The sequence below is a fragment of the Actinomadura fibrosa genome (assembly GCF_900659615.1).
GTDB lineage: Bacteria > Actinomycetota > Actinomycetes > Streptosporangiales > Streptosporangiaceae > Spirillospora > Spirillospora fibrosa.
This window is the reverse complement of sequence record NZ_CAACUY010000224.1, coordinates 1-14,265: the sequence shown is the minus strand read 5'-3', so window position 1 is coordinate 14,265 and position 14,265 is coordinate 1. Positions and strand designations below refer to the sequence as shown.

The window sequence follows — 14,265 nt, the reverse complement described above, 5'->3', positions numbered from 1 at the left end:
CGTCGCCACGGAGGCCGGCGCGCGGGCCGGCACGGCGCCCGCCGCCGGGCGCATGGCCGCCGACCGCCGCTCCTGGCGGACGCGCTGGACCCTGCAACCCGGCACCGCCTACACGGTGACCGCCACCGGCACGGACGGCGGCAAGCGCACCGCGGCCGCGGCCCGGTTCACGACGCTCCGCCCGTCCGCGACCTTCCGGATCAGCGACGTCACGCCGCAGCCCGGCGAGACCGTCGGCGTGGGCATGCCGATGATCGTGACCTTCGACCGGCCGATCGGGCGCCGCGCCGCCGTCGAGCGGTCCCTCGAACTCCGGACGGTCCGGCGCGTCACGGGCGCCTGGCGCTGGACGACGCCGCAGCAGGTCGTGTTCCGGCCCCGGCGGTACTGGCCGGCGCGGGAGCGCGTCACCCTGATCGCCCACACCGCCGGGGTGCGGTCGGCGCCCGGCGTCTACGGGGCGTCCGGGACCGTGGCGGGCTTCCGCGTCGGCCCCGCCCGCCTCAGCACGGTGGACGCCCGGCGGCACCGGATGACCGTCCGGGTGGACGGGCGGACGGTCCGCAGCGTGGGGATCAGCGCGGGCAAGGGCGGCCGCCGGGCGTACACGACGACCAGCGGCGTCCACCTCACGATGGGCAAGGGCGACCCGGTCGTGATGAGCTCCGCGTGGATGGGCGTCACCGACAAGAAGGACCCGCGCTACTACAAGATGAAGGTCCGGCACGCGGTGCAGATCTCCAGCAGCGGCGAGTACGTGCACTCCGCGCCGTGGTCGGTGAAGTCGCAGGGCAGGGAGAACGTCAGCCACGGCTGCGTCAACGCCCCGCCGGACTTCGCGAGCTGGTTCTACGCCGGGTCGCTGCGCGGCGACGTCGTCACCGTCACCGGCACCGACCGGGCGCTGGAGTGGACGAACGGCTGGGGCTACTGGCAGCTCCCCTGGTCGTCGTGGCTGGCGGGCAGCGCCCTGCGCCGCCCGGTCGTCACCGTCCCGGCCACGGCGCGCTGACGGCCCGCCTCAGGTCCGGCGGAGGCGGGCGCGGGCGATCGCGGTGAAGTAGCCGAGCTCCGCGACCCGCATCAGCCGGGCCGCGGCCAGGTACAGCGCTCCCCCGCCGGCGCTGCCGACGACGACGGCGAGCAGGCCCGGGAGCCGCTCGCCGGGCATGCGGCCGAACGCCCACACCACCGCGGCCGCGAACGCGACGGCGGGCAGCGCCGCGACGTGCAGCCGCGTGACCGTGCGCAGGATCCGGCGGCCGTCCATGCCGCCGAGCCGCCGGCGCAGCGCCCAGACCGCGCCCGCCGCGCCGACGACGTAGAACAGCCCGTACGCCGCCGGCAGCCCGAGCACGACCTGCCGCGCCGGGACGAACCGGAGCAGCGCCAGCGCCGCGGCCGCCTGCGCGATCCCGGCCGGGACGGCGATCAGGCCGGGCGTGCGGGTGTCGCCGAGGGCGTAGAACACGCGCATCAGCAGCTGGTGCAGCGTGAACGGGAGCAGCAGCACCGCGAAGACCATGAGCACCGCGCCGATGCGGCGGGCGCCGTCCGGCGTGGTGCTGCCGTAGGCGAACAGCGCGACCGAGCCGGGGATCGCGAACACGAGCATGCCGAGCGACAGCGGGACGAGCAGCGCGCAGGCCAGCCGCAGGCCGCGGGAGAAGTCGTCGCGGACGAGGTCGCGGCGGCCGTCCGCCACGTGCGCGCTCATCCGGGGCAGCAGCGCCGTGATGACCGACACCGCGATGATCGCGTACGGGAGCTGGAAGACCACCAGCGCGAACCGGTACACGGCGAGGCCGCTGCCCGTGACCGGATGGCCCGCCGCCGCGGACGCGCGGGCGCCCGCGCGGGTCGCGACGTTCGCGGTCACGAGCACCCCGGCCTGGGCGACGACGATGTAGAGCAGCATCCACGTCGCCGTCCGCGCCGCCTCGCCGAACCCCGAGCCGCGCAGGTCCAGCCGCGGCCGGCCGCGGAACCCCGCCGACCACAGCGCCCACGCGAGCAGGCCGCTCTGCACGACCGTGCCGAGCGCGGACCCCGCGCCGAGCAGGGTCAGCTGCCCGTCCGTGACGGTCTCCGGCGTCCGGCCCGGCCCCGCGGCCCACAGGAACAGCAGCGCCGCCGCGATCGTGACCAGGTTGTTCGCCACCGGCGCCCACATCGGCGCGCCGAACCGCTGCCGGACGTTCAGCAGCGTGCTCGCGAGGCCGCTCACGCCGATGAAGAAGATCTGGGTCAGCAGCAGCCGGGTCAGCAGCACCGCGACCTCGCGCTGCCGCCCGGTGTACCCGCCCGCGTACAGCGAGATCAGCGGGCCGGCGGCCAGCACCGCCGCCACGGTGAGCACGGCCAGCGCGAGGAGCGCGACGCCGACCAGCCGCCGCTCGGTCGCCGCCCCGCCGTCGGCGTCCCCCATCCGCCGCTTGACCAGGAACGGGACGAACACGCTCGCCAGCAGCCCGCCGAGCAGCAGCTCGTACACGGTGTAGGGGATCATCTCGGCGGCCTGGTAGGCGTCGCCGAGCAGCGCCGTGCCGAGCGCGGCGCCGATCACGACCGTGCGCAGGAACCCGGTCACGCGGGAGAACAGCGTCCCGACCGCCATGACGGCGCTGAAGTGCGCGACGTCCGGCGGCGCGGCCTGCGCGGCCGCGCCGATCTCGTCCCGCTCCGAGCCGGGCCGCCCCGCCGCGCCCGGGTCGGCGACGTCGTCCGGGTCGCGGACCGGGACGAGCCCCGGCTCCGGCTCGCCGGGCGGCTCGGCCTCCTCCGCCGCCTCGAAGACCCCCGGCATCAGGACCCGGCGCTGCTCGCGCTCGTCCATCGGCACCACCCCCGTGCGTCAGCCGCAGTATGCCGCGCCGGAGGCGCCCCTTCCCGGAGGCCGCGCCCCGACGCACGAAGGCCCCGCCGGAGCGGGGCCTTCGTGGCGCGGCGGGGTCAGGCGGCCACCGCCTCGACCGCGGGGACCCGGACGGCGCGGCGGGCCGAACCGAGCGTCGTCGCGCCGGTGAGGACGACCGCCAGCGCGACGACCCCGATGAAGATCCAGACGCTGCCGTCCGGGGTGGGCGAGTCCATCCGGGCGATCCCGAACGGGACGATCGTGAAGACCGACGCCACCGTCCCGCAGGCCACGCCGATCACGGTCAGCACCGCCGACTCCAGCGCCACCGTGCCGAGCACCTGGCCGGGCGTCGCACCCGTCAGCCGGGCCTGGGCGAACTCCCGGCGCCGGTGCGCGGTCGCCGCGAGCAGCGTGTTCACCAGCATGATCGCGGTGAACACCACCACCATGCCGATGACCACGAGGTTGAGCGTCTCCACGCCCTTCTGGTCGGCCGTCTTGCTCAGCCCCGCCGCGTCCGTCGCGGCGTTCTCGGTGGCCTGGAGGTACAGCGTGCCGACCGCGGTCCCGGTGAACAGGATGATCGGGGTGACCGCGGCGGACATCGCGCCCGTCCGCCGCCGCAGCGTGGTGACCGCGAGGTCGCCGGCCGCGCCGAACGCCCGCAGCGGGGCCGCCAGCAGCGCCGTCACGCCGCGGATGATCGCGGGCGCCAGGAACGCGAACCCGATCGCGGCGGCGATGTCGGCCTGCCCGGCCGAGGCCATCGCGTCCGTGCCCTTGCCCTTCATCAGCGTGCAGGTCAGGACCGCCGCGTAGGTGGCCAGCAGGAGGCACAGCGCCCCGCCGGCGATGCGCTTGCGGCTCAGCCGCGTCTTCTCCGCCGCCGCGTCCGCCATGGACTCCGCGACCCGGACCCGCGCGGCGCGGCGCGCGGTGATCAGCGCGGCGGCCGTGGCGGACACGAACGTGATGCCGAGCCCCATCGAGACCGCGATCGGCCCGAACGCGTGCGGGACGTCCGCCGGCACCTGGCCGGTGTCGTGCAGCAGCCCGACGATGCCCCGCCCGGCGAGCGCGGCCGGGACGATCGCGAGCAGCCCCGCCGCGACCGCGACCCCGGCCGCCTCACCGACGATCATCCGGCCGATCTGCGCCGGGGTCGCGCCGACGCTCTTCAGCAGCGCCATCTCCGCGGCCCGCTGCCGGACCGACAGCGTCAGCGTCGAGGTGACGGCGAACACCACCAGGATCAGGCCCCAGCCGCCGACCACCGACGCCATCGTCACCAGGGTCTCCCTGGCGGTGCCGGTGACGCCGTCGCCGGTCGCCGTGTCGAGCATGGACGCGAACGCCATGAGGATCGTCGCGCCGAGGAACATCGAGAGGAAGCTCGCGCCGAACGCGCCGGCCCGCTTGCGCAGCGAGCGCATTGCCAGTCCGAACATCGTCACACCCCCGCCGTGATGCGCTGGCGCTCGACCTCGTCGGCCAGGTGCGTCATCCGCTCGGCGACGGTCTCGGCCGTCGGCGCCTGCTGGTAGCCGACGATCCGCCCGTCCGCGAGGTACAGGACGGCGTCCGCGTGCGCGGCGGCGACCGGGTCGTGCGTCACCATCACCACCGTCTGCCCGTAGACGCGCACGGCCTCCTGGAGGAGCGCCAGCACCGCCCGCGCGCTGCGGGTGTCGAGCGCGCCCGTCGGCTCGTCCCCGAACACGACCCGCGGCTCGGTGACGAGGGCCCGCGCGATCGCGACGCGCTGCTGCTGCCCGCCGGACAGCTCCGACGGCAGGTGGTCGAGCCGGTCGCCGAGGCCGACGCGCTCCAGGACCTCCTGGGCGCGCCGCCGGTCGACCTTGCGCCCCGCGAGCTTGAGCGGCAGCGTCACGTTCTGCATGACGGTCAGCGTCGGCAGCAGGTTGAACTGCTGGAACACGAACCCGATCCGCTGCCGCCGGAACTTCGTCAGGGCCGCCTCGCTGCCGCCCGCGAGCTCCGCGCCGTCCACGAACACGCGCCCCGCCGTCGGCCGGTCGAGGCCCGCCGCGCACTGGAGCAGCGTGCTCTTGCCCGATCCGGACGGCCCCATCACCGCGGTGAAGGAGCCCACCGGCAGCGACAGGGACACGCCGTCCAGCGCCACCACCTGGTTGCCCTCGGGCCCGTAGACCCGGCGGACCCCCTCCAGCCGCAGCGCCTCGCCGCCCGCGTCCCCGGCCGGCCGTGCCGCCTTGCGTCCCAACATCGCCTTACCTCCCACCCGGTGCCCCCTCGCGGAGCGCCTCTGGGAACGAAGCTACGGACGGCGGAGATCGCAGAGGATGGGTCCACCACACCTATCGGGGTAGGCAAAACTCCACCATCGCCCGCCGCGGTCCGGGGCGGTCTAGCCAGAGACGACGATCTTGCCTTGGGCGTGGCGGGTCTCCAGGCGGCGGAGCGCGTCGGGGACCTCGACGAACGGGTACGTGCGGTCGATGACGGGGGTGAGCCGGCCGGTCTCCATGAGGCCGGCCAGGTAGCGCAGGTCCTCCGCGTTGGGTTTCCAGCTGACGGTGACGATCCGCTGGCTGACGAAGCGGGAGACAAGGGCGCCGCGGAGCAGTTGCGCGGCCGGACCGAGCAGGCGGCCGCCGCCGACGAGGCCGCCGACGAGGGCCAGCGTGCCCTGCGGCTTGAGGGGGCGGCGCAGGTCCCGGAGCGAGCGGTTGCCCACGATGTCCACGAGCAGGTCGTACCGCGCGGCTCTCGTCGTGAAGTCCTCGCGGGTGTAGTCCACGACGTCGTCGGCGCCGATGGAGCGGACGAGGTCGGCGTTGCGGGTACTGCACACCGCGGTGACCTCGGCACCGAGCACCTTGGCGAGCTGGACGGCGAACGTCCCGATGCCGCCGGACGCGCCGTTGATCAGGACGCGCTGCCCCGCCGACAGCCGCCCCGCGTCCCGGAGTGCCTGGAGCGCGGTGTGCCCGGCCATCGACACGGCGGCCGCCTGCTCGAAGGTGACGTTCGCGGGCTTGACGGCCAGCTTCTCCGGCGAGGCGGCGACGGCGTCCGCGAAGGACCCGAACGGGACCTCGCCGAAGACCTCGTCTCCGGGACGCAGCGTGGCCACGTCGGCGCCGACCCGTTCGACGACCCCGGCGAGGTCGGCTCCCAGGAGGCCCTTCCTCGGCCGCCGCAGCCCGGCGTGCAGGCGCGCGAGGAACGGGTCGCCGCGCAGGTGGCGCCAGTCGTAGGGGTTCACGGACGCCGCCCGGACGCGCACCAGGACCTCGTCGCGGGCGATGGCGGGCTCAGCTACGTCGCGCAGGGTCAGGACGTCGGGCGGGCCGTAGCGGTTCCAGGTCCAGGCCTTCATCGGGCTCTCCTCCGGGCCTCGTCGTACAGCGTAAGGCTGTCGTACGTCGTAAGGTATTCGTACGCCGTAAGGCAGTCAATGGCCGCAGGAAGGATCGCCCCGATCAGGGCTTTCCGGACGGCTTCATCGGAGGTTGCGGACGGCTCAGCCGCCGGCGCGGCGGCGTTCCAGCCCTTCGAGGATCAGGTCGAGGGCGAACTCGAACTCGAACTGGTCGTCGCAGAAGCCAAGCGTGCCGTCCGGGTCGTCGTGGACGGCCTGCGCCAGCATCCCGGCGAGGTTCGGGAACTGCTCCGCCATCGCGGCGGGGTCCGCGACCTCGGCGTCGCCCGGGTCGGGATCGAACAGCTCCTGGGTGAACCCGAGGGCGCGGCTGCCGAGGACGTGCAGCGCGCGGTGGGCCAGGTCGTAGGAGAACCCTCCCGCGCGGAGGACGCCGACCACACCGTCGTAGTAGGCGATCACCAGCGGGCTCGTCGTGGTGCGCCCCTCCAGCACGCGCGGGGCCCAGCGGTGGCGCAGGAACACCTCGCGGGCGGCGAGGATCCGCGCGCGCAAGATGGTCCGCCAGTCCTCGGGGGACGGCGCGCCGACCTCGTCCACCGCCGCCATGACCTCACCGAGGACCACCTCGACGAGGCCGTCGAGGACCGCCTCCTTGCTGGCGACGTGGTGGTACAGCGACATGGCCTCGACCCCGAGCTCCTGCGCGAGGCGCCGCATCGTGAGCGCGCCGAGCCCGTCGCGGTCGGCGATCGCCACGGCGGCGCGCAGCACCCGCCGCCGGCTCAGCGGGATGCGCGGCCGCTCGGTCTCCGCGTCGGCGTCGGTGCGTGGGGCCATGATGACACGGTAAGGCCACCGGAGATCACGTGCGGCCCGCCGCGATCCTCTCCAGCGGGCCGGTGTAGCGGTGGCGGCGGTCGGGACGGGCGCGGCCCACCGCGTGCTTCAGCGCCGGCACGGCGGGCTCGCCGATCAGGACGAGCCCCTCCTCCGCGGCCTGCCGGACGAGCCGGTGCGCATGCGAGAGCAACGCGATCAATCCGGGGACGGCAGGCCGGTGTCCGGCGTGGCTCAGTGCCCGGACGGCGGAGCGCACCACGTCGGGTTCGGGATCGTCCAGGAGCCGGACGGTCTGTTCCAGGTAGGCGGGCCGGTCGAGGACGCGGCGGGAGACGCGGTGCGCGTGCAGCCTCACCTTCGTCTCGGGATGGACGAGCAGAGCCGACAGCACGTCCTCCAGATCGGCGTCCACGGGGCCTTCGGCGAGCGCGGTCAGGGCCCGGCGGATCTCCTTCGGGCCGCCCTCCCGCGCCTGCCGGAGCAGGTCAGCGCGTGAAGGCCCGGGATCGGGCGCCGGACGCTGCCGGAGCGCGGTGAGCGCGGCCTCGTCGGCGAGACGCGCGTCCGGTGCGCGGAGCGGGCCGTCGACGAGGACCAGGGCGTCCGCGAGGTCGTCGCGCCCTTCGTCGAGCAGGCGCCGGCGTGCGCGTTCCAGATCGGGGGTGCGCAGCAGCGGACGGCCCGCGAGGAGATCGAGCAGGCCCCACGCGCCGTCCGCGAGCCGCGCGGAGACGGCTTCGGCGACGAGGTCGGGGGCGGTCCGGCGCAGCGCGTCCCCGGCGGCGGACGCGGACGGGCCGCCCTCCTCCCACAGGGACACGAGCACCGGGACGAACCGCTCCAACTCGGCCGGATCGAGGCGTTCGGCCAGACGGGCGAGGCGCTCGCCGTCCTCGGGAAGGTCCGTCAGGCCGGTCATGTCGGGAGCGATGCCGATGCGGCCGTCCAGGTAGGCGCGGAGCAGGGCGAGCCGCACCGCCGGTTCGGGCCAGTCGCGCAGGACGCGGGCGGCGCCGTCGCGGCGGGACGCGGACGCGTCGCCCAGCATGGCGAGCAGGCGGTCGCGCTGCGCATCCGAACGCGGCTGGTCCAGGTCGTCCGGACGCGGGACGCGCGCCTCCGTTCCCGGGTCGCGCGCCTCCTCCGCCAGCGTCCAGGGCGGGGCATCCAGCGGTTGCAGGTCGAGCATCCAGTCGATGAGAGGGCCGCGGACGGTCGCGGGCGCCGAGGGGTAGACGCTGATCAGGGCGTCCAGGCGGTCGCGGGACGGCCCGCCGCCCCCGGCCGCCGCGCGCAGCCGTGCCAGCGACCGGGCGTCGCGGACCGCGGCACGGAGGGCGTCGCGCCAGTCCGGTTCGGCGGGAGCGTCCACCGGCTCCTGCCCGAACGCCTCGCGCAGGACGTCCTCCTCGCCTGGCCCGCGTCCGGCGGCGAGCGCGCGATCGAGGTCGGCCCGCGTCAGGACGGCGTCGCACAGGCGCAGGATGACGAGACCGTCCCGTCCCAGCGGCAGGCCGCGCACATGCTCGGCGAGGCCGAGGCGCTCGGCCGGACCCAGCCGCGGAACGGCCTCGCGCAGCGCCTCCATGAGCCGATCAGTGTCCGGGAGGGCGTCGATGAGCGTGCGGGCCGACCTGGCGAAGGCGTCGAGTTCCGCGTCCGTCCAGGGCGGTGGGCAGATTCGCAGCGCGAACCGGGTCGCCCGGACGCCGGCCAGCCCCAGGAAGTCGGCCAGCATGGGGCGAAGGCGGCCATAGGGGGCCGCGTAGGGCTTGCGTTCGTGGGCGTCCACGACACGGCGCGCGATCCCGGCATTCCACCCGTGCTCGATCAGCGCCTCGACGTCCGCGGCGGGCGCGGGCGCCCGGCCGGGCACCGTGATCCCGTGGCGGGCCAGCTCGGCGACCGGTCCGGGCGCGGGCGCGACCAGGCCGTCCGCGACGAGGCCGAGCAGCGCGCCGCCCGCCGCCGAGCCCTGGTCGGCCAGCGCCGCGATGGAGCGGGCCGGGAGCAGGCCGTCCAGACTCCGCAGCAGGAGGTCCCGCGCGCGATGGTCGGCGCGATCCGCCGCCGCGATGACGGTGGCGGCGAACGCGTCGCCCAGGACCGCCCGCGACGCGCCGATCAGGGCCTCCCGCAGGCCGGGATTGTCGTGGTGACCGAGCCAGTACAGCAGCTTCGGGACGGCGTCCGGGCCGCCCGCGCGGGCGAGGACGGCCGCGGCCGTCTTCTTGACGTTCATGTTCGGGTGGTCGAGGCACGCCGCGACCGCCCCCTGGCCCACGCCCGCCTCCCCCAGCGCGAGCAGCGCCTGCCGGACCGTCCGGACGTCCTCGGACGCCATTAGCGGGACCAGGCTCGCCGCCATCACCCGCGCGTCGCCGTCGTCGCGCCCGATCACCGCGATGGCCTGCGCCCGGACCTGCTCGTCCCGGTCGCGCAGCAGCGGGTGGACGCGCGCCTTCGCCCGCCGGTACGGGACCTCGCGCAGCACACCGAGCAGCGCGGCCCGGTCCGCCGCCACGAGCCCGGGACGGTCGAGCAGGTCGAGGACCAGGCTCGCGAGCAGGGCGTTCCCGGCCGCCTCCGCGTCGCTGGCGTCCAGCAGGCAGCGCGGCCGGATCGCGCGCCGCCGGAACAGCCGCGCGCCGAGGCCGCGGATCGCGGCGAGGGCCTCGTCCGGGACGTCCGGTCGCTCCGCGGCCACGCGCAGCAGCAGGTCGCCGATCACCGGCACGGTGGACGCGTCGCCGTTGCGCGCCAGCCTGCACAGCGCCTCGACGGGATCGTCCGGGTCCAAGCCCGCGCGGAGCAGCGCCAGCTCGCCCGCGTCCGGCCCGCCGAGATCGTCGGCGATCCGCGGCGGCAGGTCCCGCGGGTCGAGCCGCTCCAGGAGTGCCCGCCTCCCCGCGGCGTCCGCGGTCAGGTGCCAGAGCAGTTCCAGGGCCCGATGCCTGTGCGGACGCAGGTGAGCGGCGCTGTCCCCGTCGAGTTCCCCGCGCAGGACGGCCGCGGTGCGCGCTCCGCCCACGGCCTCCAGAGCGTCAAGCGCTTCACGCGGCGCACGAGGCAGCAACGCCAGGACGACTTCCTCGGCAGGCTCGTACCGGAGCGCGCGGATCGCCCGCAGGAACGGGGCCGGATCGTCCGCCCCGGGCGCCAGTTCCGTGACAGCGGCGCCGACGTCCACGCCCGGGGCGCCCTGCTCGTGCAGCGCGACCAGCAGATCCAGCCGACGCGGCCAGGAGAGGGAGTCCTCCGCCGCCGTCACCTCTCGGAGCATCGCGTGCCTGGACGAGAACAGGACGGCCGCGACCTCCTCCGCCGGCACGCGATGGTCGGCGAGCGCGAGGCCGACGACCGCCGGGACGTCCCGGTCGGCCGGGAAGTGGCCGCGCGCGTGCATCCCGCGCAGGCAGGCGACGGCGGGCCCGGCGAGCAGCAGCGGATCGGCGCCCGCGACCCGCAGAAGATCACCGATGTCGTCGCGGGTCGCCAGGCCGCCGAGCAGTTCGAGGGCCCGCCGCCGCACCTCTGGCGGCCGTCCGGGATCCGCGGCGACCTCGCGCAGCAGCCGGGCGTGCCCGTGCCGCCCCGCGACCTCGATCGCCGCCCCGGCGGGACCCGCGGCGAGGAACCGGCGCACCCGCTCCTCCGGCAGCGGTTCCAGGGCCGCCCACGGCGCGGCCAGCTCCTCCAGCGGCTCCGGGACGTCGGCGGCGAGATCCTCGATGATCGTCCTCGCCCGCCCCGGCGCCAGCAGCGCCCCCACGAGGGCATCGCGGACGATCCGGAACGCCTCACCCCGCAGGACGCGATCGGAACGCCCGGCCAGCTCGCGCACGAACGCCTCGGGATCACCGACGTCCACCGCGCGCAGCTCGCGAACGGCCTGGTAGAGCAGGTCCCCGGCGGGCTCGTCCCGCACGGTGGACGGCCGGTCCGCGATCTCCGCCCGCAGCCACGCGATCCGCACGCGGACGGGCAGCCCCGCCTCCCGCCACCGCGGCCACACCCCGAGATGCCCGCGCAACCGCAGGAACACGCGTGCCAACGCGAGCGCCGCCTCGGGCGGCCCCTCCAGAACGGACGGCAGGCAGGGGGCATACCCGGCCGGGTCCTCGTCGAGCCCCGCGTCCAGTCGGTCGGCCAGGTGCAGGAGGGCGATCGCGCGGACCCGCGCGTCCCCATGGCCGAGGAGGTCCTTCAGCTCGGCCGCTGTGCAGGTCCGGGCATCGAGCCCGGCCACGCCCGATTCGTCCGCCGACGCCATGCCGCCGATCCTAGGACGGCCGCACCGGTGATCAGTGCCGGGCGTTGGGCCGCTTGCCCTTGTTGTGCTTCCCGCGCTTCCGGGCCCGGCGCTTGCGCGTCTTCTTCGACATGCCACCGATTGACCACCCGCAAGCCCCCTTCCGGCAAGCAACCGGTCACGCGCGCCAGAAGCAAAAGCGCCGGCCCGCGCGTCCGAAAAGGACGCGAGAACCGGCGCCACCCGTCTGAAGCCCAACAATCGCCGACCGGAACGTTGCGATCGCGTGCGAAGCCAAGTTCAAGCGAAGCGAGAACTTGATCGCGCAGCGAGCCCCTGGGCGAGCCGGAGCGATGCCAGCGATCGCGGCGGTGCCCGTTGAAGGGAGGCGCGCCAGCGCCGACCGCCGAGGGCACTGCAATCGACACAGTGCCCGTTGAAGGGAGGCCCGCTAGGGCCGACCGCCGAGGGTACTGCTATCTAACTTCAGTGATTTCGGGGCCGCGTTCGAAGGGGTCGAAGGTCTGCTCGGCGGCCTGGTCCTCGGACTCGCCGGCCTCGCTGAACTCCTTGGGGATCTGGAGCTCCAGGAGGTCGCGCGGGGGCATGGGGGCGTCGCCGCGGACGACGACCACGCCGCGGAGGACGTCCTCCAGGACCTGCCACTGCTCCTCGTCCTCGATCGCGGCGCCCTGCACGACGGCCTGGAGGAACCAGCGGGGGCCGTCCACGCCGAGGAAGCGGATGATCTGCGGCGCCCAGCCCTGCTCGATGAACTCGGCCGGGATCTGCTCGCGGACCTCCTGCGGCATCTCCGCGAGGACCTCCTCGGTCAGCGCGGCGGGGACCATCGCCAGGAGCTCGGGGCCGAACGGGCCCTCGCCCTCCTGGGTCTGGCCCTGGGCCTCCTCCTGGATGTCCTTGGCGGTCTCGCGGCGCACGTCGTCCCAGATGCCGCTGCGCTTGGGCGCGGCGAACACCTGGAGCTGCATGGCGCTCTCCTCGTACTGCACCAGGACGGCGACGGGGCGCCCGTCGAGCGGGTTGCCCTCCTCGTCGACCTGGGTGGCCTCGAAGTTGACCTGGAATCCGAGGCCCGGGGCGACCGGCACCTGGAGGGATCCGAAGTCGAGGCGCTGCATCTCGGGGAAGGAGTCCTCGGAGTCCCAGGGACCGCCCTTGCCCGAGTCGGCCTTGGCGGGGGCCTCCGCGTCCTCAACGGCCTCGTCGACGGCCTCCGCCGACTCCTCGGTCACCCCGGTGTCCTTCGCGGGCTCCTCGGCCTGCCGGCGACGTCCAAAAGCCACGACTCACGCTCCTTCTCGACTGTGCTCATTATCCGCGAAACCGCCCGTGGAGCCGAATCCGCCGGCTCCGCGCGCCGATCCGGGAAGTTCGGCGACCTCGTGGAACACCGCCTGCTCCACCCGCTGGACGACCATCTGCGCGATGCGGTCTCCGCGCCGCAGCGAGACGGTGGCGCGGGGGTCGGTGTTCAGCAGGGTCACCTGGATCTCGCCCCGGTAGCCGGCGTCGACCGTTCCGGGTGCGTTCACTATGGTCACCCCCAACCTAGCGCCCAAACCAGACCGCGGGTGAACGAAAGCGGCGTAGCCGTCGGGCAGTGCGATCGCCACGCCTGTCGGGACGACGGCCCGCTCGCCCGGGGGGAGCTCGACGTCGACGCGGGCGACCAGGTCGGCGCCGGCGTCGCCCGCGTGGGCGTAGCCGGGGAGGGGCAGCCCGGGATCGAGCCGCTTGATCAGCACATCGACCTTGCCCACGGGTTCACCTCACGTTCGGGAGCGTCGCGCCGGCGGTCGCCGCGGCTGCTGAGGAGCCACCCGACCTTACCGGGGGTCCCGCGGGCGTACCGGTGCGAAACGCCGCCGCGCGCGCGAGTCCCGGCGGCACCCTACCCGCCCCGGCGGGTGACCGCTTCCGGAAGGTTTGGGGTTATCCGGGCAGAACGCGCGTAGCGTCACGGCTGTCGCGTGCAGCACGACCCGCACGGGAGGGCACAGGATGAGCCCGCTGTCACCGGGAACCATCACCCATCGATCGCTGGACGGGATCCGGGTCCGGATCACCGGCCCGCACGACCTCGGCCGTCCCTGCACCTCGGTGGCGCGGATCGCCGCGGACGGCCGCCTCCACGAGATCTCCGGCGGGACCCGCGCGGACGCGCTGTCCTGGGCGGAGGACATCGGCGTCGAGCGCTTCGACCAGGAGTTCCGCATCCAGGACGGGCGCCTCCGGGTCGGGCGGGCGGAGAGCCGCGACGCCGACACGGGGGTGAGCGATCCCGTCCTCGCCGCCGTCTGGGAGGGGCGCCGCCACGCGGTGTTCACGCACCTGTACCACGGTCGGCCCGCGGACGCCGTGGCGTTCTTCGGCACGATCCGGCTGACGGAGCACGCGGACGGGATCACCGCCGTCCCGCGCGGCCGAGCCCGGCGGCCCGAGCCCGCCGAGATGGTCAAGGAGGTCCCGGGCCTCGGCCTGCTGGAGATCACGGCGCTGACCGGGCAGACCCGCAAGCGGCTGCCGTCCTGGCGTGGGGCGCCGGTCGCGGGCGGGGAGCTCTTCCAGGACACCATCGAGGGCCAGGGCCCCTACTTCCTGCTGGCGCTCCGGTCGCTGCTGGTGACCGTCCTGCCCGAGGAGGACCGGGTCCGCGAGATCCCGCGCCGCCTGGCCGGGCTGGCGGTGGAGGCGGTCCGGTGACCGCGCTGCTCGCCGGGACCGCCGCGGTCGCCGTCCCGCTCGTCCTGCTGGGATCGCTGTTCGGGCAGCTCAGGCGGCCCGGCACCCTCGCGGCGGCGCTGCGCGCACAAAGGACGTTCCCGCCGTCGCTGGCCGGTCCGGTCGCGGCGGCCGTGCTCGCGGCCGAGGCGGTCGCGGGCCTCGGCGGCGCGGCCGGGCTGCTGATGTGGCGGGACG

12 protein-coding genes are annotated in these 14,265 nt (G+C 75.2%); 3 read left to right on the top strand and 9 right to left on the bottom strand.

Features of this window, described 5'->3' with window-relative positions; translation table 11 throughout:
- Positions 1 to 1,012: L,D-transpeptidase (locus E1300_RS39665; RefSeq protein WP_131762357.1), on the top strand; the 1,012-nt coding region annotated here is incomplete at its 5' end.
- 9 nt (positions 1,013 to 1,021) lie between these two features.
- On the opposite strand, the gene murJ is transcribed toward E1300_RS39665, so the two are convergent.
- The 9 genes from murJ to dut form a co-directional block, all read right to left on the bottom strand.
- A complete protein-coding gene (murJ, locus tag E1300_RS39660) occupies positions 1,022 to 2,836 on the bottom strand; it encodes a murein biosynthesis integral membrane protein MurJ (protein WP_242619686.1) in 1,815 nt (604 codons plus the stop codon).
- 116 nt (positions 2,837 to 2,952) lie between these two features.
- Positions 2,953 to 4,308 carry an FtsX-like permease family protein gene (locus E1300_RS39655; RefSeq protein ID WP_131762355.1) on the bottom strand — a complete coding sequence of 452 codons (1,356 nt, stop codon included), beginning with the start codon at positions 4,306 to 4,308 and terminating at the stop codon, positions 2,953 to 2,955.
- Between the two features lie 2 nt (positions 4,309 to 4,310).
- Positions 4,311 to 5,108, bottom strand: coding sequence for an ABC transporter ATP-binding protein (locus E1300_RS39650; protein ID WP_131762353.1), 798 nt, complete (start codon positions 5,106 to 5,108; stop codon positions 4,311 to 4,313).
- A gap of 141 nt (positions 5,109 to 5,249) precedes the next feature.
- Positions 5,250 to 6,224 (bottom strand): NAD(P)-dependent alcohol dehydrogenase, encoded by a 975-nt coding sequence (locus E1300_RS39645; RefSeq protein ID WP_131762351.1) that lies wholly within the window; start codon positions 6,222 to 6,224, stop codon positions 5,250 to 5,252.
- Positions 6,225 to 6,368: 144 nt separating this feature from the next.
- A complete protein-coding gene (locus E1300_RS39640) occupies positions 6,369 to 7,067 on the bottom strand; it encodes a TetR/AcrR family transcriptional regulator C-terminal domain-containing protein (RefSeq protein WP_131762349.1) in 699 nt (232 codons plus the stop codon).
- A 25-nt stretch (positions 7,068 to 7,092) separates the two neighbouring features.
- Positions 7,093 to 11,343 carry a HEAT repeat domain-containing protein gene (locus tag E1300_RS39635; RefSeq protein WP_131762347.1) on the bottom strand — a complete coding sequence of 1,417 codons (4,251 nt, stop codon included), beginning with the start codon at positions 11,341 to 11,343 and terminating at the stop codon, positions 7,093 to 7,095.
- Between the two features lie 31 nt (positions 11,344 to 11,374).
- Entirely contained in the window at positions 11,375 to 11,455 is an 81-nt protein-coding gene (locus E1300_RS54365; RefSeq protein WP_503104942.1) for a 50S ribosomal protein bL37, read from the bottom strand.
- Positions 11,456 to 11,798: 343 nt separating this feature from the next.
- On the bottom strand, positions 11,799 to 12,629 hold the full coding sequence (locus tag E1300_RS39630; protein ID WP_131762345.1) for a DUF3710 domain-containing protein: 831 nt from the start codon (positions 12,627 to 12,629) through the stop codon (positions 11,799 to 11,801).
- A 3-nt stretch (positions 12,630 to 12,632) separates the two neighbouring features.
- Entirely contained in the window at positions 12,633 to 13,106 is a 474-nt protein-coding gene (dut, locus tag E1300_RS39625) for a dUTP diphosphatase (RefSeq protein WP_131762343.1), read from the bottom strand.
- Positions 13,107 to 13,347: 241 nt separating this feature from the next.
- Between dut and E1300_RS39620 the strand changes: the two genes are divergently transcribed.
- Together E1300_RS39620 and E1300_RS39615 are read left to right on the top strand one after the other, a co-directional pair.
- Positions 13,348 to 14,049, top strand: a complete 702-nt coding sequence (locus E1300_RS39620) for a hypothetical protein (protein WP_131762342.1) — start codon at positions 13,348 to 13,350, stop codon at positions 14,047 to 14,049.
- Positions 14,046 to 14,265, top strand: a 220-nt coding sequence (locus E1300_RS39615; RefSeq protein ID WP_207400219.1) for a hypothetical protein, incomplete at its 3' end; no start/stop codon positions are given. The genes E1300_RS39620 and E1300_RS39615, both read left to right, overlap by 4 nt.

What these genes read in the sequence shown, in the direction of transcription:
- E1300_RS39635 (WP_131762347.1), bottom strand. Translation starts at nt 11,343, where the DNA reads ATGGCGTCGGCGGACGAATCGGGCGTGGCCGGGCTCGATGCCCGGACC.
- E1300_RS39655 (WP_131762355.1), bottom strand. Translation starts at nt 4,308, where the DNA reads ATGTTCGGACTGGCAATGCGCTCGCTGCGCAAGCGGGCCGGCGCGTTC.
- E1300_RS39620 (WP_131762342.1), top strand. Translation starts at nt 13,348, where the DNA reads ATGAGCCCGCTGTCACCGGGAACCATCACCCATCGATCGCTGGACGGG.
- E1300_RS39645 (WP_131762351.1), bottom strand. Translation starts at nt 6,224, where the DNA reads ATGAAGGCCTGGACCTGGAACCGCTACGGCCCGCCCGACGTCCTGACC.
- E1300_RS39640 (WP_131762349.1), bottom strand. Translation starts at nt 7,067, where the DNA reads ATGGCCCCACGCACCGACGCCGACGCGGAGACCGAGCGGCCGCGCATC.
- E1300_RS54365 (WP_503104942.1), bottom strand. Translation starts at nt 11,455, where the DNA reads ATGTCGAAGAAGACGCGCAAGCGCCGGGCCCGGAAGCGCGGGAAGCAC.
- murJ (WP_242619686.1), bottom strand. Translation starts at nt 2,836, where the DNA reads ATGGACGAGCGCGAGCAGCGCCGGGTCCTGATGCCGGGGGTCTTCGAG.
- E1300_RS39650 (WP_131762353.1), bottom strand. Translation starts at nt 5,108, where the DNA reads ATGTTGGGACGCAAGGCGGCACGGCCGGCCGGGGACGCGGGCGGCGAG.